Origin of the sequence: Nonomuraea sp. NPDC048826 (assembly GCF_043198225.1) — a bacterium.
GTDB lineage: Bacteria > Actinomycetota > Actinomycetes > Streptosporangiales > Streptosporangiaceae > Nonomuraea.
In genome coordinates this window covers 680,191-700,584 of record NZ_JBICUQ010000003.1, presented here as the reverse complement: position 1 = coordinate 700,584, position 20,394 = coordinate 680,191, and the positions used below count along the sequence as shown (strand labels likewise).

General features: G+C 71.5%; 19 protein-coding genes. 7 read left to right on the top strand and 12 right to left on the bottom strand.

Annotation, left to right across the window (positions count from 1 at the left end; translation table 11 throughout):
- Positions 1–127 precede the first annotated feature (127 nt).
- Positions 128–2,002: a trypsin-like peptidase domain-containing protein gene (locus ACGFI7_RS13765; RefSeq protein WP_393403505.1), complete on the top strand. Its 1,875-nt coding sequence runs from the start codon at positions 128–130 to the stop codon at positions 2,000–2,002.
- A gap of 49 nt (positions 2,003–2,051) precedes the next feature.
- On the opposite strand, the gene ACGFI7_RS13760 is transcribed toward ACGFI7_RS13765, so the two are convergent.
- The 6 genes from ACGFI7_RS13760 to ACGFI7_RS13735 are packed head-to-tail and all read right to left on the bottom strand — an operon-like array spanning position 2,052 to position 7,297.
- Positions 2,052–3,260, bottom strand: coding sequence for a cytochrome P450 (locus ACGFI7_RS13760; RefSeq protein WP_393403502.1), 1,209 nt, complete (start codon positions 3,258–3,260; stop codon positions 2,052–2,054).
- Complete coding sequence (locus tag ACGFI7_RS13755; protein ID WP_393403499.1) at positions 3,211–4,494, bottom strand: cytochrome P450; 1,284 nt, start codon at positions 4,492–4,494, stop codon at positions 3,211–3,213. Before ACGFI7_RS13755 ends, ACGFI7_RS13760 begins: the two co-directional genes overlap by 50 nt.
- Positions 4,491–5,084, bottom strand: coding sequence for an ATP/GTP-binding protein (locus ACGFI7_RS13750; RefSeq protein WP_393403496.1), 594 nt, complete (start codon positions 5,082–5,084; stop codon positions 4,491–4,493). Before ACGFI7_RS13750 ends, ACGFI7_RS13755 begins: the two co-directional genes overlap by 4 nt.
- On the bottom strand, positions 5,065–5,424 hold the full coding sequence (locus ACGFI7_RS13745) for a DUF742 domain-containing protein (RefSeq protein ID WP_393403493.1): 360 nt from the start codon (positions 5,422–5,424) through the stop codon (positions 5,065–5,067). Before ACGFI7_RS13745 ends, ACGFI7_RS13750 begins: the two co-directional genes overlap by 20 nt.
- A complete protein-coding gene (locus ACGFI7_RS13740) occupies positions 5,421–5,861 on the bottom strand; it encodes a roadblock/LC7 domain-containing protein (RefSeq protein WP_393403491.1) in 441 nt (146 codons plus the stop codon). Before ACGFI7_RS13740 ends, ACGFI7_RS13745 begins: the two co-directional genes overlap by 4 nt.
- Entirely contained in the window at positions 5,858–7,297 is a 1,440-nt protein-coding gene (locus ACGFI7_RS13735) for a hypothetical protein (RefSeq protein ID WP_393403488.1), read from the bottom strand. Before ACGFI7_RS13735 ends, ACGFI7_RS13740 begins: the two co-directional genes overlap by 4 nt.
- Before the next feature lie 395 nt (positions 7,298–7,692).
- Here ACGFI7_RS13735 and ACGFI7_RS13730 point away from each other — a divergent pair, with 395 nt between their 5' ends.
- From ACGFI7_RS13730 to ACGFI7_RS13720, 3 genes are all read left to right on the top strand, one after another.
- Positions 7,693–8,301, top strand: coding sequence for a hypothetical protein (locus ACGFI7_RS13730; RefSeq protein WP_393403486.1), 609 nt, complete (start codon positions 7,693–7,695; stop codon positions 8,299–8,301).
- A gap of 85 nt (positions 8,302–8,386) precedes the next feature.
- Positions 8,387–9,139 (top strand): hypothetical protein, encoded by a 753-nt coding sequence (locus ACGFI7_RS13725; RefSeq protein ID WP_393403484.1) that lies wholly within the window; start codon positions 8,387–8,389, stop codon positions 9,137–9,139.
- A gap of 131 nt (positions 9,140–9,270) precedes the next feature.
- Positions 9,271–10,683 carry a flavin monoamine oxidase family protein gene (locus tag ACGFI7_RS13720; protein ID WP_393403482.1) on the top strand — a complete coding sequence of 471 codons (1,413 nt, stop codon included), beginning with the start codon at positions 9,271–9,273 and terminating at the stop codon, positions 10,681–10,683.
- Between the two features lie 9 nt (positions 10,684–10,692).
- Here ACGFI7_RS13720 and ACGFI7_RS13715 read toward each other — a convergent pair whose 3' ends face one another.
- Genes ACGFI7_RS13715 through ACGFI7_RS13700 form a run of 4 tightly spaced genes read right to left on the bottom strand, consistent with a single transcriptional unit; the run spans position 10,693 to position 16,063 of the window.
- Positions 10,693–10,935 (bottom strand): hypothetical protein, encoded by a 243-nt coding sequence (locus ACGFI7_RS13715; RefSeq protein ID WP_393403480.1) that lies wholly within the window; start codon positions 10,933–10,935, stop codon positions 10,693–10,695.
- An 18-nt stretch (positions 10,936–10,953) separates the two neighbouring features.
- On the bottom strand, positions 10,954–13,221 hold the full coding sequence (locus tag ACGFI7_RS13710) for a hypothetical protein (RefSeq protein ID WP_393403478.1): 2,268 nt from the start codon (positions 13,219–13,221) through the stop codon (positions 10,954–10,956).
- A complete protein-coding gene (locus ACGFI7_RS13705; RefSeq protein ID WP_393403476.1) occupies positions 13,218–14,789 on the bottom strand; it encodes a peroxidase family protein in 1,572 nt (523 codons plus the stop codon). The genes ACGFI7_RS13710 and ACGFI7_RS13705 overlap by 4 nt, the downstream gene beginning before the upstream one ends.
- Positions 14,786–16,063: a cytochrome P450 gene (locus ACGFI7_RS13700; protein WP_393403474.1), complete on the bottom strand. Its 1,278-nt coding sequence runs from the start codon at positions 16,061–16,063 to the stop codon at positions 14,786–14,788. The genes ACGFI7_RS13705 and ACGFI7_RS13700 overlap by 4 nt, the downstream gene beginning before the upstream one ends.
- Positions 16,064–16,253: 190 nt before the next feature.
- Here ACGFI7_RS13700 and ACGFI7_RS13695 point away from each other — a divergent pair, with 190 nt between their 5' ends.
- Positions 16,254–17,192, top strand: coding sequence for an acyl-CoA desaturase (locus ACGFI7_RS13695; protein ID WP_393403472.1), 939 nt, complete (start codon positions 16,254–16,256; stop codon positions 17,190–17,192).
- A gap of 6 nt (positions 17,193–17,198) precedes the next feature.
- Here ACGFI7_RS13695 and ACGFI7_RS13690 read toward each other — a convergent pair whose 3' ends face one another.
- The gene (locus ACGFI7_RS13690; RefSeq protein ID WP_393403470.1) at positions 17,199–18,101 is read right to left on the bottom strand and encodes a polysaccharide deacetylase; all 903 of its coding nucleotides are present in this window, start codon (positions 18,099–18,101) and stop codon (positions 17,199–17,201) included.
- Between the two features lie 167 nt (positions 18,102–18,268).
- Here ACGFI7_RS13690 and ACGFI7_RS13685 point away from each other — a divergent pair, with 167 nt between their 5' ends.
- Positions 18,269–18,841: an RICIN domain-containing protein gene (locus ACGFI7_RS13685; RefSeq protein WP_393403468.1), complete on the top strand. Its 573-nt coding sequence runs from the start codon at positions 18,269–18,271 to the stop codon at positions 18,839–18,841.
- Positions 18,842–18,974: 133 nt separating this feature from the next.
- Positions 18,975–19,925: an alpha/beta hydrolase gene (locus ACGFI7_RS13680; RefSeq protein ID WP_393403466.1), complete on the top strand. Its 951-nt coding sequence runs from the start codon at positions 18,975–18,977 to the stop codon at positions 19,923–19,925.
- Between the two features lie 47 nt (positions 19,926–19,972).
- Here the strand turns inward: ACGFI7_RS13680 and ACGFI7_RS13675 are convergent, their stop codons facing one another.
- The gene (locus ACGFI7_RS13675) at positions 19,973–20,383 is read right to left on the bottom strand and encodes a PPOX class F420-dependent oxidoreductase (protein WP_393403464.1); all 411 of its coding nucleotides are present in this window, start codon (positions 20,381–20,383) and stop codon (positions 19,973–19,975) included.
- Positions 20,384–20,394 lie beyond the last annotated feature (11 nt).

Below are 20,394 nucleotides of genomic sequence, written 5' to 3'. Positions count from 1 at the left end.
ACCATGACTCGTGCCCCCCGAGACCCACGGCTCCGCCCACCGGCGGGCCGTGGGTCTTCCGGCTTGGCGAAAAGGTGCCATTCGGCTCCAAGTCAGGCACAAGAGCGGTCCCGCACCATCTCCGGTTGTGAGTGGAAAACGTAGGAAGAAGTGGATCGCCGCGGTCGCGGCGGTCATCATGGCGGTCACGATGCCCGCGCTGCCGGCGGCCGCCGACGACGGGGCCGATGAGCGGCCCGACATCCCGGTCGGCACGTGGCTCGCCGCCCGCACCCAGCCCGCGGTGCAGCTGACCAGCCTGACCTACACCGGCACGGTGGCCGTGCCGTCCAGCGTGCTCAACCAGGCCGCGTTCAACCAGCTCGTCCAGCAGGCCACCGACGCCGTGACCTCCGGCAAGATCTCCGCGGACGAGCGCAGCATCGCCAAGTGGATCTTCCAGCGCATCGCCGCCGACGTGGACCGCTACCTGAGCGTGAGCGCCCCGGAGCGGACGGTCGAGGCCGAGGTCGGCGGCATGTGCACCGGCTGGTGGGTGACCCCCGACGGCTACATGGTCACCGGCGCGCACTGCGTCCAGTTCGGCGAGACCGAGCTCGCGCAGACGTTCGCGCAGCAGGCGCTGGCCAAGTTCAACCAGGAGGACGCGCAGGGCATCGTCAGCGGCCTCCAGGGCATCGAGACGGACGAGGAGATCCTCAAGCTCGCTCAGTCGATCTTCGTGACGTTCAACACGACGCACATGAAGATCCGCAACCTGCAGCAGAGCCTGACGGTGCTCCAGAGCCTCCCCGGCGGCGGCGTGGACAAGACCGCCAAGCCGATCCCGGCCGAGCTGGTGTCCGTGGGCGAGAACTACCCGGGCAAGGACTTCGCGCTGCTCAAGGTCAACGGCCAGCAGAACCTGCCGACCGTTCCGCTGGGCGAGGACAGCGACGTGCGCACCGGCGAGACGCTCTACATCAGCGGCTTCCCCGGCCTGGTCACCAACACGGCGTTCTTCAGCCTGGAGTCGAGGCTGGAGCCGGCGCTGACCGAGGGCCCGTACAACGCGACGCGCGCCACGCAGACCGGCGTGCCGTACATCCAGACCCAGGCGCCCTCCTACCACGGCAACTCCGGTGGCCCGGTGTTCTCCAAGGAGGGCAAGGTCATCGGCATGCTGATCGCCGGCACGGTGAGCGCCGGCGGCGAGGCCTCGGAGAGCGAGAGCTTCGTGCTGCCGGTGAGCATCGTGAAGGAGAAGCTCGGCGAGAAGAACATCAAGCCGGCCCAGGCCCTCACCACGACCCGGTACAACGAGGCGCTGAACGACTACTTCCGCCACTACTACGAGGACGCGCTGCCCAAGTTCCGCGAGGTGCAGGCGCTGTTCCCGAACCACCCGTACGTGGCCAAGTACATCTCCGAGTCGCAGCAGGCGATCTCCGCGGGCAAGGACCAGTCGCCCAAGCCGATCCTGATGTGGGTGCTGATCGGGGCCGGCGTGCTGGTCGCCATCGTGATCGCGCTGATCCTGGTGAAGGTCCTGCGCGGCCGCCGCCGGCGTCCGCAGCAGCCTCTCGGCGGCCCCAACGGCCCGGGCGGCTACGCCCCGCCGTCGCCGTACCCCATGCAGCAGCTCCCCGCCGCTCAGCACGGGGCGCAGGGACCGTACGGATCCGGCCCGCAGCACGACCCCCGCTACGACCAGCCCGCCAACGGCCAGTACGCCGGGAACCAGTACGGCCCCGACCAGCACGGCGGCCACCAACACGGCCAGTACGGCAGCGCCCGGCAGGGCCAGTACGGCCACCCGCAGGGTCAGTACGGCGGCCGGCAGCAGGGCCGGTACGACGGCCCCCCGCACGGCCAGCCCGACGGCCACCCGCAAGGTCAGTACGGCGGCAACCAGTACGGACCCCCCGCTCCCCCGCAGGGACAGGCCCAGCCGCCCTTCGACGACCGAACCCGTCACGTGCGCTTCGGCCAGTTCGCGCCCCCGCCCGACGACAGGTCATGAGTTCACGCCGCCACGATCCAGCCCCGGCCCGGGGCTGGATCGAACGGCGTCATGACAGGAGAACGGGCAGCTCTCGTACGTCGTTGGCGATGAACGAGGGCTGCGGCCGGAGCGCCTGCCCGGGACGGGCCAGGCGGAGGTCGGGGAACCGTCCGAACAGGGCGGGCAGCGCGACCGCGGCCTCCAGCCGGGCCAGCGGCGCGCCGAGGCAGAAGTGCATGCCGTGGCCGAAGGCCAGGTGCTGGCGGTCGTGCCGGTCGATGTCGTAGCGGCCGGGGTCGGGGTTGACGGCCGGGTCGAGGCCGTGCGCGCCGAACCCGATGAGGATGGCGTCGCCCTTGCCGATGACGACGCCGTCGCCGAGGTCGATGGGGGCTGTCGCGTACCTCAGCGGCATGTGCATGATCGGCGAGTTCCGGCGCAGGCTCTCCTCGATGACGTCGCCCCAGCGGTCGCCGGATTTCAGGACGGCGGCGAGCTGGTCGGGGTGGGCCAGCATGGCGGCGACGGAGTGGTCGAGGAGCGAGACGGTGGTCTCGCTGCCCGCCCCGATCATCAGGATGAGGGTGCTGACGAGCTCGTCCGGGCTGAGCCGGTCCTCGTCGCGTTCCTGCGCGGTCAGCAGCAGGCTGGTCATGTCGTCGCCGGGCTCGGCGCGTTTGGCGGCGATGAGCGCGTGGATCACCGCGAACATGTCCTGCTGGACCCGCCCGGCCTGCTCGGGGGTGACGGTGGTGTCGAGTACGGCGTCGATGGCGGCGAGCATGGTGGGCCGCTGCTCCTCCGGGACGCCGAACAGGTCGCAGATGACGCGGGTGGGGACGCGGTAGCAGAAGCGGGCCCGCAGGTCGACCTCCTGGCCGGGGGGCTCGGCGGCCAGGTCGTCGAGTAACGAGCGGACGATGGTCTCGATCGCGGGGCGCATGGCGTTGATGCGGCGGGTGGTGAAGGCCCGGCCCACCAGGTCCTTGAGCCGTTTGTGGTCGTCTCCGTCAGTGGTGAACATGCTGATGACGTCGACCCAGGCGGCCAGCCACGCGATCGCGAACGGGCGGTAGCCGGGCCAGGACTTGCGGGCGTCCTTGGAGACGTCCGGGTGGGTCAGCAGGTGCTTGACGACGTCGCCGCGGGTGACGGACCAGGCGATGACGTCCTCGGGGAGCTGGACGGGGACGGCGGGACCGGTCGCGCGCAGCCGGTCGGTCTGTTCATGGAGGCGGGTGGCGGTCGTGTCGAGGATCGCGGGCGGGATGGTCACGGATACCTCCGGCGGGCAGCGGGGACACGGGTGCGGTGGTGCGGGTGTCTGCTGGGAGGGGGCGGAAGCGGATGCCGAGGGTCGCGGGACATTGGTGGAAGGGGCCGGGCCGGTTGGCGGCGTCGGCGTCGATCAGATCGAGGTTCGGCAGGCGGTCGAGCAGCGTCTCGACGCCCGTCTGGGCGATGACGGCGGCGTGGCTCTCAGCCGGGCAGCGGTGCGGCCCGGCCGACCAGGCCAGGTGGGAGCGGTTGCCGTAGCCGGGGTGCGGCACGGCCGGGTCGGTCCCGGTGGCGGCGTGGCTGATCAGGACGGGCACGCCGGCGGGGATGGGCACCCCGTGCAGGGTGGTGTCGTGGCGGGCGTAGTGGACGGAGAAGTTCGCCATGGGTGAGCGGGTCCACAGCACCTGTTCCATGGCCCGGCGCACGGTGATCGCGCCGCCGGCCAGGTCTCCGGCGTACTCCTCGTCGGTCAGCAGCAGGCGCAGCGTGGAGGCGATCCAGGCGGCGGTGGGCACCGTGCCGGCGCCGATGAGCACGACGAGCTGGTGCAGGATCTCCTCGGGGCTGAGCCGGGCCGGGTGCGCCAGCATCCAGGAGGTGCAGTCGTCTCCCGGGCGGCGGCTCTTCAGCTGGATGATCTCGGCGAGGCAGTGGGCCAGCTCGGCCGCTCCGCGCTCGGCCTCCGGCCCGGCGTTGATCATGTTGTGGCAGCCGTCCAGCATCCGCTCGACCAGCGGCGCGGGGCAGCCGAGCAGGTCGGTGAAGACCCGCAGCGGCAGCAGGTCGGCGAACTGGCTCATCAGGTCGGCGTGGCCGTCACCGGCGAACCGGCCGACGAGGTGCCCGGCGTGCGCGCGGGCGCGGTCGTGCAGCAGGTGCAGGTTGATCCGGGCCAGGCAGTCGTCCATGGCCCGCCGCAGCCTGGCGTGCCGGTCGCCGTCCGCGTACAGCAGGCTCGGCCGGAACGCCATCAGCGCCAGCACCGGGCTGTCCTGCGGGACGCGCCCCGCCACCAGGTCGGCCCACTGGCGGCTGTCCTTGCTGTACGTCTCGTTGTCGTTGAGCAGGTCACGGGCGGCGTGCCGGCCGGTGACGACCAGGGCGCGCACGCCCTCGGCGATCTCCGCCCAGGCGACGGGACCGGCGGCGCGCAGCTCCGCGTACGCGTCGTCGGGGCGGGCGGTGAAGTCGTCGCCGAACAGGCGGACGGCCGTGGTGGTGGGGATCATCGGGCGGGCTCCAGGCGGGACCGGTCGAGGATGGCGGTGACGAGGGCGATCAGGCCTTGCTTGGCGGAGCGGAGCTCGCGGGCGTCCAGGCTGACCAGGCGGTGGTGGGCGGGCAGGCTGAGGCTGTCACGCAGATCGGCCTCGGCGTAACGGGGGGCGCCGTCGAAGTGGTTGACGCCGACGACGTAGGGCAGGCCGGCCTGTTCGAGCAGGTCGACGGCGGGGAAGCTCTGGTCGATGCGGCGGGTGTCGGCCAGCACCAGCCCGCCCAGGGCGCCTTCCATGAGACAGCGCACCATGCCGCTGAAGCGCTGCTGCCCGGGGGCGCCGAACAGGTAGAGCACGATGTCGGAGGTCAGCGTGAGACGGCCGAAGTCCATCGCGACGGTCGTGGTGCTCTTGTCGCGCAGGTCGTCGAGGTCGTCCACGAGGCGCCCCGCCTGGGTCATCTGCTCTTCGGTGTGCATGGGCCGGATCTCCGACACGGTGCCGATGAAGGTGGTCTTACCCACTGCGAACGGACCGAGCACGACGATTTTCACCGGGCGTGCCGCCGCGGGCACGTAGCGATCAGAGTTTGTGTAGGGCATCCAACACCTGCTGGAGGAAGGCGGCGTCGTACTGGCCGGCGGTGGGGACGTAGGGCGCGCGGGCACTCAGGTGGCCGCTGTCGATCAACTGGGAGACGACGACCTTGACGACCGCGCCGGGCAGCCGCAGGTGGTGGGCCACCTCCGCGACGGAGAGCACGCCCGGCAGGCACAGGGTCATCGTCCGGTGGGCGTGCGCGGGCAGCCCGGCGGGCGACCGCCGGGGGTCGGCGATGAGCAGGGTGGCCTCGTCCAGATGGGACCGTTCCGGGAGGGCGCCGCCGCCCGTGACGGTGTGCGAGCGCACCACGCTGGCCCGCCCGCGCCGCGGCCCGCTCACGACGGAGTGCCCCGCTCCCGGGCGCCGAGCACCGGCTGCAGCCCCCTGATCGTCTTCATGGTGGCCTGGATCGCCACGGCGACCGGCCCGGTCGTGGACGCGCCGCGGACGGACACGGCGAGCCCGGTGCGCTCACCGGCGGCGAACAGCAGCACGGTGACGTCGGTCAGGTCGCTGATCATGTGCCGCCACGGGGCCATGAGCTGCTGCTCGGGGGCCAGGCCGCAGAACCCGGCGAGCTGGCGCTGCAGCGACTGCAGGCCGGACATCATGGCGGCGGTGCGCTCGGCGTCGTCCTGGCCGAGACCCGCCGAACGCGCCAGCAGCAGGCCGTCGGTGGTGAACAGCATCGCGTTGACGATGTCGTCGTGCTCGTCGACCAGGCGGTCGAGGGTCCCGGTCATGTCGATGATGTCGGCGGTGGGCTGGGTGGTCATGGCTGAGCCTGTCCTTGGTCGGTGTCAGGGTCGGCGTATCCGGCGCGCAACGCGTTGAAGATCGATTCGAGGCCGGGATCGGTGTCGTCGTCGCCGGCGATCGCGATGGGGTCGGCGGTCGCGCGGGGCGAGACGGAGGTGACGGGCCTGGCGGGAGGCGCCGGAGCCGGCTGCCGAGCCTGCCGCTTGGGCAACCCCGAGGCCGTGGTGGTGCCCACATCGGCCGCCGGAACCGGGACCGGATCCGGATCGGCGACCGGCTCCGGCCGTGCCTCAGCAGGCTGGGCTTCGGCAGGCTGGGCTTCGGCAGGCTGGGCTTCGGCAGACTCGCCGAGCGCCTCGGCGGACCGGTCTCCGGCGGGGTCGCTCAGCAGCTCGGCGGGCACGAGGCAGACGGCCTTCACTCCCCCGCTGCTGGACGGGGCGCTCACGTCGACGCGGAAGCCGTAGTCGTGAGCCAGCCGCCCGATGACCGCGAACCCGAGCCGCCGCTCGTCCTTCAGGCTGGCGGCGTCCAGCGGCGCGTGCTGGGACAGCAGCCGCTCGGCCTCGGCCCGCTGGAAGGAGTTCATCCCCAGGCCGCGGTCTTCCACCACGACGCGGCAACCGGCCTGCACCCGCTGCGCGTACACGTCGACCTGGCTGTCGGAGTAGCTCGTGGCGTTGTCGAGCAGTTCGGCCAGTGCGACGATGACGGGCTCGGCGACACGGCCCTCGACCCAGGTCTCCCCCGTGTCGGGCTGGTAGCTGTAGTCGATCCGCAGGAAGTGGCCGATGCGGCCTTTGGCGCTCTCGATGATCTCCCGGAACGTGCAGTCGTCGCGCTGGACCCCCGGCCAGGACCCGGCGAGGATGCGCAGCCGCTGCAGGCTGTGCAGGGCCTGGGTGCCCAGGTGGTCGATCTCGGTCAGGCCGCGCAGGTACGAGCCGGAGCCGGAGTGGGTGCTCAGCTCCTGGTCGATCTTCAGCTGGAGCCTGGTGAGCGACGCCTGCGCGGCGTCGGCGATGCCGCGCACCCCGGCCCGCGCCGCCGCGGACACCTCGCCGCGGATCGCCGCCGCCCGCTCGCGCACGAGATCCTCCGCCTCCTGGCAGCAGGCGGCCACGGGCGTGTCGGCCAGGAACGGGTGCAACAGCCCGGGAACCTCGACACCGGGATGCCCGGCCTCGACGTCGGCCACCGCTCGTAACCGGTCGACCAGGTGGCCGAACTCGTTGACCACCGCTTGGTACCACTGTCCGTTCGCCTCGGCCCGCTTCAGCGCCTCCTCGGCCTCCTGCTCGAAGACGCGTGCCTGCTGCCGCGCGGCCTCCCTGGCGCTGATCGCGGTGCGCTTGGCGGCGAGCTGCCAGACGAGCGCTGCCGCCAGCACGGCGATGACGGCCACGGCGCCGCCTCCGAGCAACGCACCGTACAGATGATCCGAAGTGATCATGACAGGTCCTTGGGGTGGGGAGCCGTCGCCGCGAGCAGCGGGACTGTCGAATTCCGTTATCCGAATGAAGACGCGCGGGTGGCGGTGCTTGTGTTCACTTTTACCAGCTCTTCACTCTGACTCGACCAGTAATCGCGCTCCAAGTTTTTCACATTCACCACCACCACAATCCACCCCAATAACCACACTTCAGACAAATCACGAGACCACATCAAGAACAAAAGCGAATAATCCTCTCGTACTGTTGAGCTGCAAAGATCCACCCATCGACTCCGCGACGAGAAATAAATACAGGTTCTGTCCGCATGTGGCCTGTCAATGGTTGACACCGCCACCGCGTTGACTCCTCCCGCGCCGGTGAAACATTGGGGTCCTCACATCGGCAAGGAGGCCAGATGTCCCTCTCGACCCCGCATTCGAACGATCCGCTCGACAAGATCATCTCCGCGGCGCTTTCAGACGTGCACGCCAGCGCCGAGGGCTTGTACACCCAAGCGCTGATCATGGTGAACGACGATGTCACGTTCAACCAGGAGAACAGCTACCAGACGGCGGTCAAGACAGCCAGTTCAGGAGGAGAGGCACTCTATTCCCTCACTTCCAAGAGCCAGGACGCGCATCCACGCCCGCACGACATCAGCGAGGACGAGGCGCGGCTGTCCAGCCATGACAGCGAGGTCGCCGCATTGCAGGACGCGTACGACTGGATCACGGGACAGGCCATCACCCTCAAGGAGGTCCACAAGGTCCACGTCCTCGTGGTGGGCAACATCGGCCCGTGTGACGCGTGCAAGAAACGCCTCGAGCTCTTCTTCAACGACATCGTCCAGACCTTCGAAGGGAAGGTCACGGTGATCGTCGACAGCGTCTACGACACCCCCGAGTCGAACAAGCAGGCCAAGCGGCACAACGTCGCGTCCGTGTACGGCTATGCGAAGGCGACCGGGCACACCACCTCCGCCGGCAAGCAGTACTGGCGGTTCCGCCAGGAGTTCCGCCCGTAGACCTCCCTCATGGATGCTTACCGCCGCCTTAGTCCGTGAGATGCATTCTTGGTCTCACGACGACTTATCGGGGAGGCAAGGATCCATGACCACTGAGCCAGACGGATTCAGCACCGCGGAGACGCTGGGCGGCGAGCCGCCCAGGCGTCGTTTCCCTCGGTCTCTCCTGCTCGCCGGCGCCACCGCGCTCGTCGTGATGACCGGTGCGGGAGTCGCCACCGCGGCCGTCCTCTCGACGCCGCCCTCCGGCAGTCCCACACCCACCCCCACACCCACCCCCACGGCCACCGGCAGCGCGTCCCCGACCGACGCCCCGGCCGACAAGCAGCGCGGCCGGGCCTGGGGCTGGGGCGGGCACCGGATGGGCGTCGGCATCCACGGCGAGTTCGTCGTCCCCGACGGCGAGGGCAAGTATGTCACCATCGCCACCCAGTACGGCGAGGTCACGGCCGTCGACCAGGACTCCGTCACGGTCAAGAGCGAGGACGGCTACACCCGGGAGTACGCGGTCAACGCCGACACCAGGATCAACCGCGGCGACGCGGGCCTCGACACGGTGAAGGCAGGCCAGAAGGTCAGCGTCAGGGCGACGGTGGAAGGCGGCACGGCCACCGCCGTCGCGATCCACGACACGGAGGCGCGCCCGCGCGCCTGGCACGAGCGCGGCGACCGGATCAAGCGCGGCGAACAGGGCGGCCCGGGTGAGAAGGGCGAGCGGGGCGGCCCGCACGGCTGGGGCGACTGGCGCGACCGCGGCCCGCACCAGGACGACCGCCGCCCGGACCAGGACGATCGCGGCTCCGACGAGCCGCCCGCCTCCCCCACGCCGACGTCCTGACCAACCCCACCCTCCTCGACAGAGCCTTTGACGCAAGGTAGTCACATGATTACCTGATGTGTCTGTCGCAGAGAGGTGACCCGCTGGAAGCGAACCCTCCGGGCGTGCCCCGCCCACGCCACGATCTCCGCGTGCCCGCCGACCTGGTCACGACGGCCGGGCGGGGGCTGGGCGCCGGTGGCCGGCCGCGCAAACGCGTGCTGGTCATCGGTGCCGGGATGGCCGGGCTGGTGGCCGCCTACGAGCTGATGCGCCAGGGCCACGACCCCGTGGTCCTGGAGGCCCAGCAGCGGGTCGGCGGGCGGGTGCTGACTCTGCGCGACTTCGCCCCCGGCCTGTACGCGGAGGCGGGCGCCATGCGCATCCCGCGCGTGCACGATCTCACGCTCGCCTACTGCGACCGGTTCAAGCTGCCCCAGCGCCCCTTCGTGATGAACAATCCCCGTACGCTCGCGTACATCCAGGGGGTCAGGACCACCATCGGCGAGCTCGGCCGCGACCCGCAGCTCATCGACTTCGGCCTGGCCGAGCACGAGCGCGGCCGCACGTACGAGGATCTGTGGCGGGCCGTCACCCAGGAGATCCACGACCTGTACGCGCTGGAGGGCGAGAAGGCGCTCGACCGCATCTGCGCCGAGTACGACCGCTACTCGATCCGCGGTTTCCTGCGCGAGCGCGGGTTCTCCGAGGGCGCGATCGAGCTCTACGGCGTGATGAGCTTCCGCGAGTCCAACCTCGGCGCGGCCGTCATCGAGCAGTTCCGCGAGATCGTCGGGCGGGCGTTCGAGGACATGCAGGAGATCGTGGGCGGCGCCGACCGGCTGCCCGTGGCGTTCTACCGCGAGCTGCGCACCCGCATCCGGTTCGGCCACGAGGTGACCGCCATCGAGCAGGACGACCACTCGGTGACCTTGCACGTCCGTACGGGTGCGGGCCGGACGTCGATCACCGGCGACCACGCCATCTGCGCGATCCCGTTCTCGGTGCTGCGCGACGTGGAGACCCGGCCCGCCTTCTCCCGCCGCAAGCAGCGCGCCATCCGCGAGCTCAACTACAACGCCTCCACCAAGATCCTGCTCCAGGTGCGGCAGGCGTTCTGGGAGCGGACCGACGGCATCGTCGGCGGCACCACGGTCACCGACCTGCCGATCCGGCGCATCTGCTACCCCTCGCACCCCGCCGACGGCGACGACCGCGTGGTCCTGCTCGCCTCCTACACCTGGGGGCAGGACGCGCTCCGCTGGGGCGCGATGCCGCCGCAGAAACGCGTCGAGCAGGCGCTCGAAGACGTCGCCAAGATCCACCCGGAGATCCACGACCACGTCGAGTTCGGCGTCTCCCACGCCTGGTACAACGACCCGTACGCGGCCGGCGCCTTCGCCCTCTTCGAGCCTCACCAGCAGACGGCCCTGCACGAGGCGATCATCGCCCCGGAGGGCCGTGTCCACTTCGCCGGCGAGCACTGCTCCCTCTGGCACGCCTGGATCGAGGGCGCCCTGGAGTCCGGCCTGACCGCCGCCCGCGCCGTCCACGAGGCCCCCTGAGCCAGGGGGTCAGCGGCCCGCCCGCTCCGCGTAGCGGCGCAGGCGGGTCGCGGCCGCGTCGAGGTCGGCGACGGCCGCGAGGCAGGCGGCGAGATGGGCCTCGACGGAGGCCCGCAGCCACGGCGGGGCGACGCCGTCGGCCTCCAGCCGCGCCCCGACCTCGCGCAGGCGGCCGGCGCAGGCTTCGAGCGCGCGGGCGTCCGAGCGCAGCACCTCGGCGTGCGCGGCGATCGCCGCGTCTTCTCCCGGCATGGGCTTCTCCATCAGGGATCAGCGGGTGACGTCCGGCAGCGGGACGGCGGCGTCCCGGAGAGACTGGCGGGCGGGCGAGGACAGGCAGAGCAACGGCCGGGCGCCGTCGAGCCCGAGCGCGCGCACCCGCTCGGCCAGCGGATGCGCCGAGCCGGGTTCGACGGTCAGCCGCAGCCGGGGCGCCGGATGCAGGCGGCCGACGCCGCGGACCCGGACGCACGAGCGCAGCACGGCGGCGCCGGCCGTGTAGCCGACCAGGCCGGGATCCCCGACGGGCAGGAACGGCCCGAGGCGCCCGGCCAGGGTGAGGGCACCGCCGACGGCGACCCGCGCCCGCCCGGCGGCGAGCCGGACGTCCACGGGGGTCAGCCGCGTCTCACCACCCCACAACGTGGGCGCGACGGCGTGCACGGTCTCGGTGTCGACGGCCGACCCGAGGAGGAAACTGCCTGAGCGCCGCCGCTCCGCGCCCCGCAGCAGGTCGGGCCAGAGCGGAGGCGGACGCCACGGGCCGGGCACGACGACGCCGAGGTGCGCCTCGCGGTACGCGCCCACGCTGGTGACCCGGTTCGCGGCAGCGTGCACGGCGACCAGGGCCCGCCCGGCGACCGGCACGGCGGGCCCGACCCCCGTCCCATCCAGCAGCCCCGCGACCGCCTCCGGGTCGGCGGCGAAGAACGCGGTGAGCGCGCTGCCGCTCCGGCACCTGATCGGCACGTCGACCGACCCGTCCACCGCGTAGGTGGGCACGGTCAGGAACGGGGACCCCGCCGGCCCAGGCTCCCGGTCGAACACCTCGTACGCCTGGGACCGCACCACTCGCCCCCGGTAGGCGGCGAGCCGCCCGTCGATGTGGTCGCGGGCCTCCGGCAGGTCGTCGGCGAGGTTGGCGATGTAGTGCTCCAGCCGGTGGCAGAGTGGGAAGAGGTGGGTGGAGTCGTAGTAGTCGACCACGTACCAGTCGGGGTTCAGGTCGAAGCACCCGCCCGCGCCCTGCCCGTCGAGGGTGGGGATGAGGTCGTGCTGGTTGGTGACGCTGGCCACCCAGGTCCGCGGGTCGGCGGGTCGTTTGAAGTCGACGGGCGAGCCGACGGCGACGACGTGGGTGACGGCGAACCGGTCGCAGAAGCCGGGATCCTGCGCCAGGTTCATGATCGCCGCGCCGCCCGCGCTGTGTCCGACGAGCGCCACCTCGGCGCCCTCGGGCATCCCGTAGTCGGCGACGGCTCGGGCCAGCGCGCGGCTGTAGGGGTTGCTGTCCAGCACGGCGCTGCTGAACGCGCCGAGCAGATCCTGCGGCGAGTCGCCGTCGAGCCGCCCCGCCCGCATCCCCGGCACCTGGACGACATGCCGGACCACCCCGTCGGGGCCCTCGACGCTCTGCACGAGGATCCGCCCGGTGGGGCCGATGACGCTGATGTTCTCCAGGAACCCGAGGAACGATCCCCGGTCGCCGAGGCGGGCGGACTCCTCACCGGTCAGGACGGTCCGCCGGGCGGCCCCCTCCCCCGTGTCGAGGACGGCGATGGCCCGGTTGCTGAGGCCGGTGACCGGGTCGGCGGTGGCCCGGCCCCTGCCGGTCGCGATGAGCCAGGCGGTCGCGTCGTTCAGCGGGTTCTCGTCCAGGAGCGCGCGCAGCGCGAGGACCTCGCCGAAGACGGGGGCGAGCCCGCTCAGCGCGCGCACCGCGCCGCGGTCCCTGAGCAGGGCGCGCAGGGCGCGGACGGCCTCCAGGTCGCGGTCGGCGGCGGCCGCGTCGATCAGCCTGGCGATCAGAGGGTCGCCGGCCAGCTCGGGATGATCGGCCGCGACGGCCGCGATGCGCAGCCGCAGCGAGGTGGCGAGCACCCGGACGACCAGGCTTTCGGCCCCGGCCATGGCGCCTGCCTTGGCGGCCAGGGTGACCAGGGGGCCGCCGGTGGGCGCGTACCCGAGACCGCGGCGGCCGGTGACGGCCCTCAGCAGCGCGCCGTAGACGGACCGGCCCTCGGCGGGGGCGCGCGGCAGGGCCCGCGCCAGCGCGCCGTCGGTGAGCGCGGCGGTCGCGTGCTCCGCCGCCTCCCGGATGACGACCGCGACCTCCACCAGCTCCCGCGCGGCCCCCCGCAACGCCGCGACCTCCGAGCCGGACGCGACCGGACCGGACGCGACCGGACCGGACGCACGGGACAGGCCGGGCGGACCGGACGCGACCGGACCGGACGCACGGGACAGGCCGGGCGGACCGGACAGGCGGGGCGGACCGGACGGGCCGGACGCACCGGATGGGTCGGGCGCGCGGGTCATGTGAACGCCTGCCTGGCCATACTGACGAAGCGGGGGGCAGGGTCTTCCGGCGTGTTGCGGCGTACGACGTCGGAGAGCGTACGGGTGGTCGCGAGGATCCGCAGGCCGGTCGGCGAGAAGGTGGCGGCGGTGAACACCCGCGGCGCGAGCAGCGGGTTGGTCAGCGCCTGGGAGAAGGCGTCGATCGCGATGATCTTCGTGAGCAGCGGCGGCAGGATCGCGGCGGGGGATCCGGGCTCCTCGGCGAAGAGCCCCACGTACAGGTCGAGGTCGTCGACGCTGCGGTAGAGGTCGCGCAGCGCGCCGGAGACGCGCGGATCGCCGGACACGTGCTCGAACCTGCGCACCCGGGGGAAGCGGCAGTGCTCCCGGTAGAGGTTGTACGGGGCCAGGCCGAGCGCCCGCGAGTCGGCGATGCTCGCCGCGTCGACCTCCCGCAGCAGCGGATCGGTGTTGAACAGCCCGATACGCCCGGCCCGCTGGTGTGAGGCTTCCTCGAAGAGCCGGCCGAGCCCGGGGCCGGGGATCAGCGAGGCACCGGTCATGGTCTCCGCGAGGGGAAGCTCGCGCCCGCCCACGGACAGCCGCGACGGGATGAGGCTGTGCCAGCGGTAGACGAGGTTGAACTCCACCGAGGCCCAGTTCTCCCGGTGCCAGGGGGCGCCCGACAGCAGCGCGGACAGCTTCGGGTCGAGGGTGAAGCGGAAGTGGTAGGGGGTGATGTGGTTGATGTACTCCTCGACCACGAGCTTGATCAGCAGCACGATGAGGACGTTGCGGGCCGTCTGGAACAGCCGCTCGTCGTCCCAGCGCGGGTGGGCGCGGGCCAGCAGCCGCGCCACCCGGTTGTGCTCGCGCAGGAACAGCACCGTGAGCATGGTGAAGCCGAGCTGGATGTTGCCCCTGTCGCTGCCGGTGGCGAAGAGCGTGTCGCGCTGGGCGTCGGTGAGCTCGTCGAAGCGGATGACCCGCAGCGGCGCGAACTCGGGCTTGATCTTGCCGTTCTCGCACAGCAGGGGCGGGTACTCTCCCCCGTTGACGATCCGGCTCTTCAGCAGCCCGCCCTCGAAGGTCCGCAGCGCGGCGGTGGCCCGCGCGTCGAGGCCGTAGACCTGGTTGAGGTCGATGTGATGGTTGGAGCTGTTCTTGCGCGGGTCGCGCGGGATGTTGACGTCGCCGCGCAGGAAGCCGTCGGTGAACCACTGGGCGAAGTACGCGAACAGCACGGTCGAGCGCGGGCACGGGATCATGGACTCGCCGCGGGTGAACAGCCCGGCCGCCACCTCGGGGGCGGGCCGTCTCTCCTCGGCCACGGCGATCGGCGGCAGGTGCCGGCCGCTGTAGGTGCGGTCGGTCAGCGAGGCCCAGGAGGTGTAGCCGGCCATCGTGCTCAGCGGCTCCGGCCGCGGCGGCATCTCGCGTACGGCCTGGTCGATCAGGGTCGCGTTGACCCTGCGCCGCACGGGTTCGGCCCGCTGCAGGAGGTCCCAGAACGGCCGGCCGTTGGTCAGGGCCAGGAACCTGGCCCGGTTGACGATCCCGTCGGTGGCGACGCCGCGCGCCGTCATGCCGTCTCCCGCTCGGCGCCGAGCCCGACGACGAAGCGGTCGGGGAAGATCCCGAGCGCGCGCTCGATCCGGCCTTCCGGCGGGGGCAGCAGCCGGACGCCGGGTCGCAGCAGCAGGCGTCGCACGGTCTCGCTCACGACGACCCTGGCCGGATGCACCCCCAGGCAGGCGTGGTGGCCGTGGCCGAAGAACAGGTGGTGGTGCGCCGGACGGTCGAGGCGGAACTCGCCGGGCTCGGGCACCGCGTCGGCGTCGAACATGGCCGAGGCGGGCGCCGCGAGCACGAACGTGCCCGCCGGGATCGGCGTCGCGCGCGGCGTGCCCGCCGCCAGCACGTGATCGCGCTCGCACAGTCGCGGCAGCACCTTGAAGAACGGGTTGAACCGCAGCGCCTCCCAGACGTAACGGTCGAACCGCTCCGGGTCGCCGGCCGCCTCGACGGCCTCCGACAGCACCTCCGGGCGCATGAGCAGCTGCTCGACCGCCTCCGTCATGGCGCCGGGGGCGCTCTCCACGAAGCCCAGCGGCAGCCCGGCCATGTTGATCAGGATCCGGTCGTCGGGCAGCGGCGGCGAGGCGCGGACGAGCCGGGCGAAGACGTCGTCGGGCAGGTCGCGCTGCGCCCGGTAGGCGGCGAGCCGCTCACGCAGGTAGGCGATCATCTCCGTGCCGGCGCGTACGGACGCGGCCTGGAGCTCCGGGTCGCCGTGGAAGTTGGCGAAGCCGTCGGTGACGACGGCGCGCGTCCACCGCGACAGGGTCTGCGGGTCGGGGCCGGGGAAGCCGAAGTAGCGGGCGCACACCTCCAGGGCGACGGGCCGGAACAGCCCGCCGACCGCCTCGACCCGCCCGGCGGGCCAGGCGGCGTCGAGCAGTTCCTCGGCGACGTCGCCGACCAGCCGGCGCACCCCGGCCACGTCGCGCGGGTCGAGCATGACCTGCATCAGGCCCTTCTCCCGCCAGTTCATCGCGGTGGCGTCCCTGCCGAGCATGAACGGCCCGCCGAGGGCGGCGTCGAGCCGCGGCCCGAAGGCCCGGACCGAGAAGACCTCCTCGCGGGAGAGCACCTCGGTGACGTCGGCGTGCCGGGTCACGACGGTGAACGCGGGCGTGACGAGGATGGGACGCCGTTCGCGCAGCTCGGCGAACAGGCCGCGCCAGTCGTTCCGGATCCACTCTCTGACCAGCCCGAACGCGGACATCGGGGCGCCGGCGAGCGCCTCGTCGTACCTCTGCAGATAGCCGCCCGTGGTCGCCTGGCCGACAGCACCCATTCCGTGGCCCTTTCCCCATGCTTGATCACGTTGTGTAACCACAATCTAGGGACGGCCCCGGCTTTTCTTCATGGCTGCCGGACGCATTGTTCTGCCTCCTCTAGGTAATCGAGCCGTCACTGTCAGGTCATAGCCGCAGTCCAGGACCACCGCCGTTCAATGGGGAGCCGGGGTCACCAAGGGAGGAAGCTTGACGTCAGCCATTCCACGGCGGAACGCGGCGGAGACGGTGGCGGTCACCACCGGTCGCCGCACCGCCTATCTGGTCGTCCTGGTCGTGCTGCCCGTGCTGCTCCTCGGGCTCGCGGTGCCGGCCGCCTGGGGCTGGGGCATCGGCCCGCGCGACCTGGTCATCGCCCTGGTCATGTACGCGGTCAGCATCTTCGGCATCGCCGTCGGCTACCACCGGCTGTTCACCCACCGCGCCTTCCGCGGCAATCGGGCGCTCCGGATCGCGCTCATGCTGGCGGGCGGCATGGCCGTCGAAGGCCCGGTCACGCTGTGGGCCGCCGAGCATCGCAGGCACCACAAGTACGCCGACCGCGAGGGCGACCCGCACTCCCCGTGGCGCTACGGCGAGAGCGGCTGGGGCCTGCTGCGCGGCATGCTGCACGCGCACATCGGCTGGTTCTACACCGCCCGCCGCCGCTCCAGCGTCCGCCACTGGGTGCCCGACCTGCTGGCCGACCCCGACGTGCGGCGCTTCGACGCCGCCTACCCCGCCGTCGTGGCGCTGTCGTTCGCGCTCCCGGCCGCCGCCGGAGGGCTGTGGTCGATGTCGTGGGCGGGCGCCTGGACCGCCTTCTTCTGGGGCGGGCTGGTCCGCTACGCGGTCGTCCACCACGTCACCTGGTCGGTGAACTCGGTCGCCCACACCTTCGGCGACCGGCCGTTCCGCACCCGCGACCGCTCGTCCAACGTGTGGTGGGTGGCGATGCTGACGTTCGGCGAAGGCTGGCACAACTGGCACCACGCGGAGCCGGCCTGCGCCCGCCACGGCGTGCTCCGGGGTCAGCTCGACCCCAGCGCGCGGCTGATCCGCTGGTTCGAGCGGGCGGGCTGGGCCCACGCGGTGCGCTGGCCGGACCCCGCCCGCCTCGCCGCCCACCGCGACGACCGCCTGGTCTGACCCCGGTCAGTGCACGTCGGTCGGCCGCGCCCGCTCCTTGAACGGGAAGCGGGCGCGGAAGTCCTTCTCCGCCTCGGCGAACGACATGAACCGCACGCCCTGGTGGCCGCGCATGTGCCGGATCAGCCGTTCCAGCATGAGCAGCACCTGCGGCCGGCCGCTCACGTCGGGGTGCAGCGTGATCGGGAACACCGCGTAGTCGAGCTCCCGGTAGACCCAGTCGAACTGGTCGCGCCACTGCTGTTCGAGATCGCGCGGGTTCACGAAGCCGTGGCTGTTCGGCGAGTTCTTGATGAACATCATCGGCGGCAGGTCGTCCAGATACCAGTTCGCGGAGAACTCGACGAGGTCCACCTCCTCGCCGTGCACCAGCGGCTTCATCCAGGACTCCGCGTCCTTGTCGAAGTCGATCCGCGTCCACTCCTCGCCGCGACGGGCGTAGAAGGGCTGGAAGTCCCGGTACGACTGCGAATGGTCGTAGGTGAACCCGTAGCGGAGCAGCAGGTCGATGGTGCGCGCCGACATCTCCCACCACGGCGCGACGTACCCGCTCGGTTTGACCCCGAGCAGCTTGTCGAGCAGCTCGACGCTGCGGGCCAGCACGTCCTCCTCCTGCTGGGCGGACATCGCGACCGGGTTCTCGTGCATGTAGCCGTGCGCGCCGACGTCGTGCCCGGCCTCGACGATCTTACCCATCTGCTCGGGGAACGACTCCAGCGAATGACCCGGTACGAACCAGCTCGTCCTGATGCCTTCCCTGGCGAACAACCGGAGCAGCCGCGGCGTCCCGACCTCGGCCGCGAAGACGCCGCGCTGGATGTCGTTCGGGGACTCCTGCCCACCGTACGAGCCGATCCAGCCGGCGACGGCGTCCACATCTATGCCGAAACACACGTTGATGGCTTTCATGCCAGGCACGTACCCGGAGCGACGCCGCGTATCGGCAATGAGCCGGTGAACTCACCGCCGTCATCCACGCCGGCCCGGCCGTCGAATGAAAGTGGACACCGGCCCCACGCGCGGGGGCCGGTGCTAGCCGCCGCACCTTCCCATCACGAAGAGAAGAAGGAGCGACCATGATTCACCGAACACGACTGCGAGCCATCATGAGCGTCGCCGCGCTGACGGCGTGCTGGCCGGCGCTGGTCAGCGGATCCCCGGCGTCCGCGGCAGCGACCGCGAAGATCGGCGTCTACTCGATCAGCAGCCCCAGCTATCCGAACGGCTGTGTCGGCTCCGTACAGGCGGAGCGACCTCGCATGTACCGCTGCGACCCCTTCGACCAGCGCCAGCAGTGGGAGTTCACGGCATCTCCGCACCCGGGCGCCCCGAGCACCTACCGGCAGATCCGCAACGTCTTCTACAACATGTGCATCGACGCCCACGACAGCGGCGGGCGGCTCGGCCCGGTCTACCTCCGCGACTGCAACACCAGCGCCAACCAGGCGTGGGAGATCAACAAGGGAGAGTTCGGACTTGGCTACGCCTGCGTGTGGAAGGCGCCCGCCTGTGACCTCAAGCTGGAGTGGCGGCCGCTGACCCGCGGGGAGCCGGCCCCGACGCTGGCCCTGCCGGACAAGTACTCCCACATTCGCGACCACGACATCTGGTACGTCTGGCGCAACCTGCCCCCGCGGCCCGTCAAGTAGCCACGACCCTCCGCCCACGCCTCCGCGCGCTGGAGATCCGTGCGGAGGCGTGGCCGGCACAGGCCGGGACCGCCTCTTGATCTGCGACCGGCGTGCCCGCACGCTGAAGCCAGCACAGAACCTGGAGGCCCCGATGAACCCCCGCGACCTGATAGACCCCGAGAGCCGCGGCCCGCTGGACGCGCTGCTCGAGATGCTGCCCGGCGGCTTCAACACCATCCCTGAGATCGTCCAGCGCCGGGCCGCCGTCTCCGGCTTGCTGAGCGCCATGGAGGTGCCCGCCAACCCCAACGTGGCCAAGGAGGACCGGACCATCCCCGGCCCCGACGGCGAGCCCGACCTCACGATCCGGGTCTACCGGCCGGTCGACGCGGCGGGGCAGTTGCCCGGCGTCTACTACATCCACGGGGGCGGCATGATCCTCGGCGACATCGCCGGCGAGGACGCCACCGCCACGATGATCTGTGACCGGGTGGGCGCCGTCGTGGTCTCCGTCGAGTACCGGCTCGCGCCCGAGCACCCGCACCCCGCGCCGGTCGAAGACTGCTACGCCGGTCTGGCCTGGACCGTGAAGAACGCCGCCGACCTGGGGCTGGACCCGGAACGGCTGGCCCTTTACGGCGGCAGCGCGGGCGGCGGGCTGGCCATCGGCACGGCGCTGCTGGCCCGCGACCGCGGCGGACCGTCGATCGCGTTCATGATGCCGATCTACCCGATGATCGACGACCGGAACGAGACGCCGTCCAGCCACGAGATCACCGACGTCGGCATCTGGGACCGGGCGGGCAACATCGAGGCCTGGGCGTGGTATCTCGGCGGCAAGGACGCCGACCAGTACGCCGCCCCGACCCGGGCCGAAGACCTGACCGGCCTGCCTCCGGCCTACATCGACGTGGGCACCGTCGACCTGTTCAGGGACGAGGACATCGCCTTCGCCCAGCGGCTCATGCAGGCCGGTGTGCCCACCGAGCTGCACGTCAACCCGGGCAGCTACCACGCCTCCGAGAACTTCGCCCCGGAGGCCGCGCTCTCCCGGCGCATCTGGGACCAGCGCGTCGACGCCCTCCGCCGGGCCCTCGCCTGACGACCGCTCCCCACTGCGGGGCCGGCCCGCCCCGCAGTGAGCCCCTGTCAGGTCGCGTCACGGGCGTTGTAGCCGGCTCCCTCGATGTTCCACGCCACGATCCGCCGGGGGCGTATACGAAGGCTTTCGGCGTCGAAGAACGCCATCAGCGGCGGGTCCAGCGTCACGATCTCTGCCCGTCCGCGAATCTCGATCCCCTGACCTGTCTGGCCGTACTCATTGGGCGCCACGGAATGGCCGTCGACCACGAACGCCACCCTCGGGTTGGCCTTCGCGTTGCGGAACTTCCTGCTGCGGGTGAAGACCGGACCGCCGATGTCGATCGTCCCGCTGTCAGGGTTGACGCGGAAGGTCACGGGGGTGAGCTGTGGGTTGCCGTCAGGGTCGATGGTCGCCAGCCGCCCCAGGGGATGCTCGGCGAGATATCGCAGTTCGGCGTCGGTGAATAATATGATCATACGATGCAACC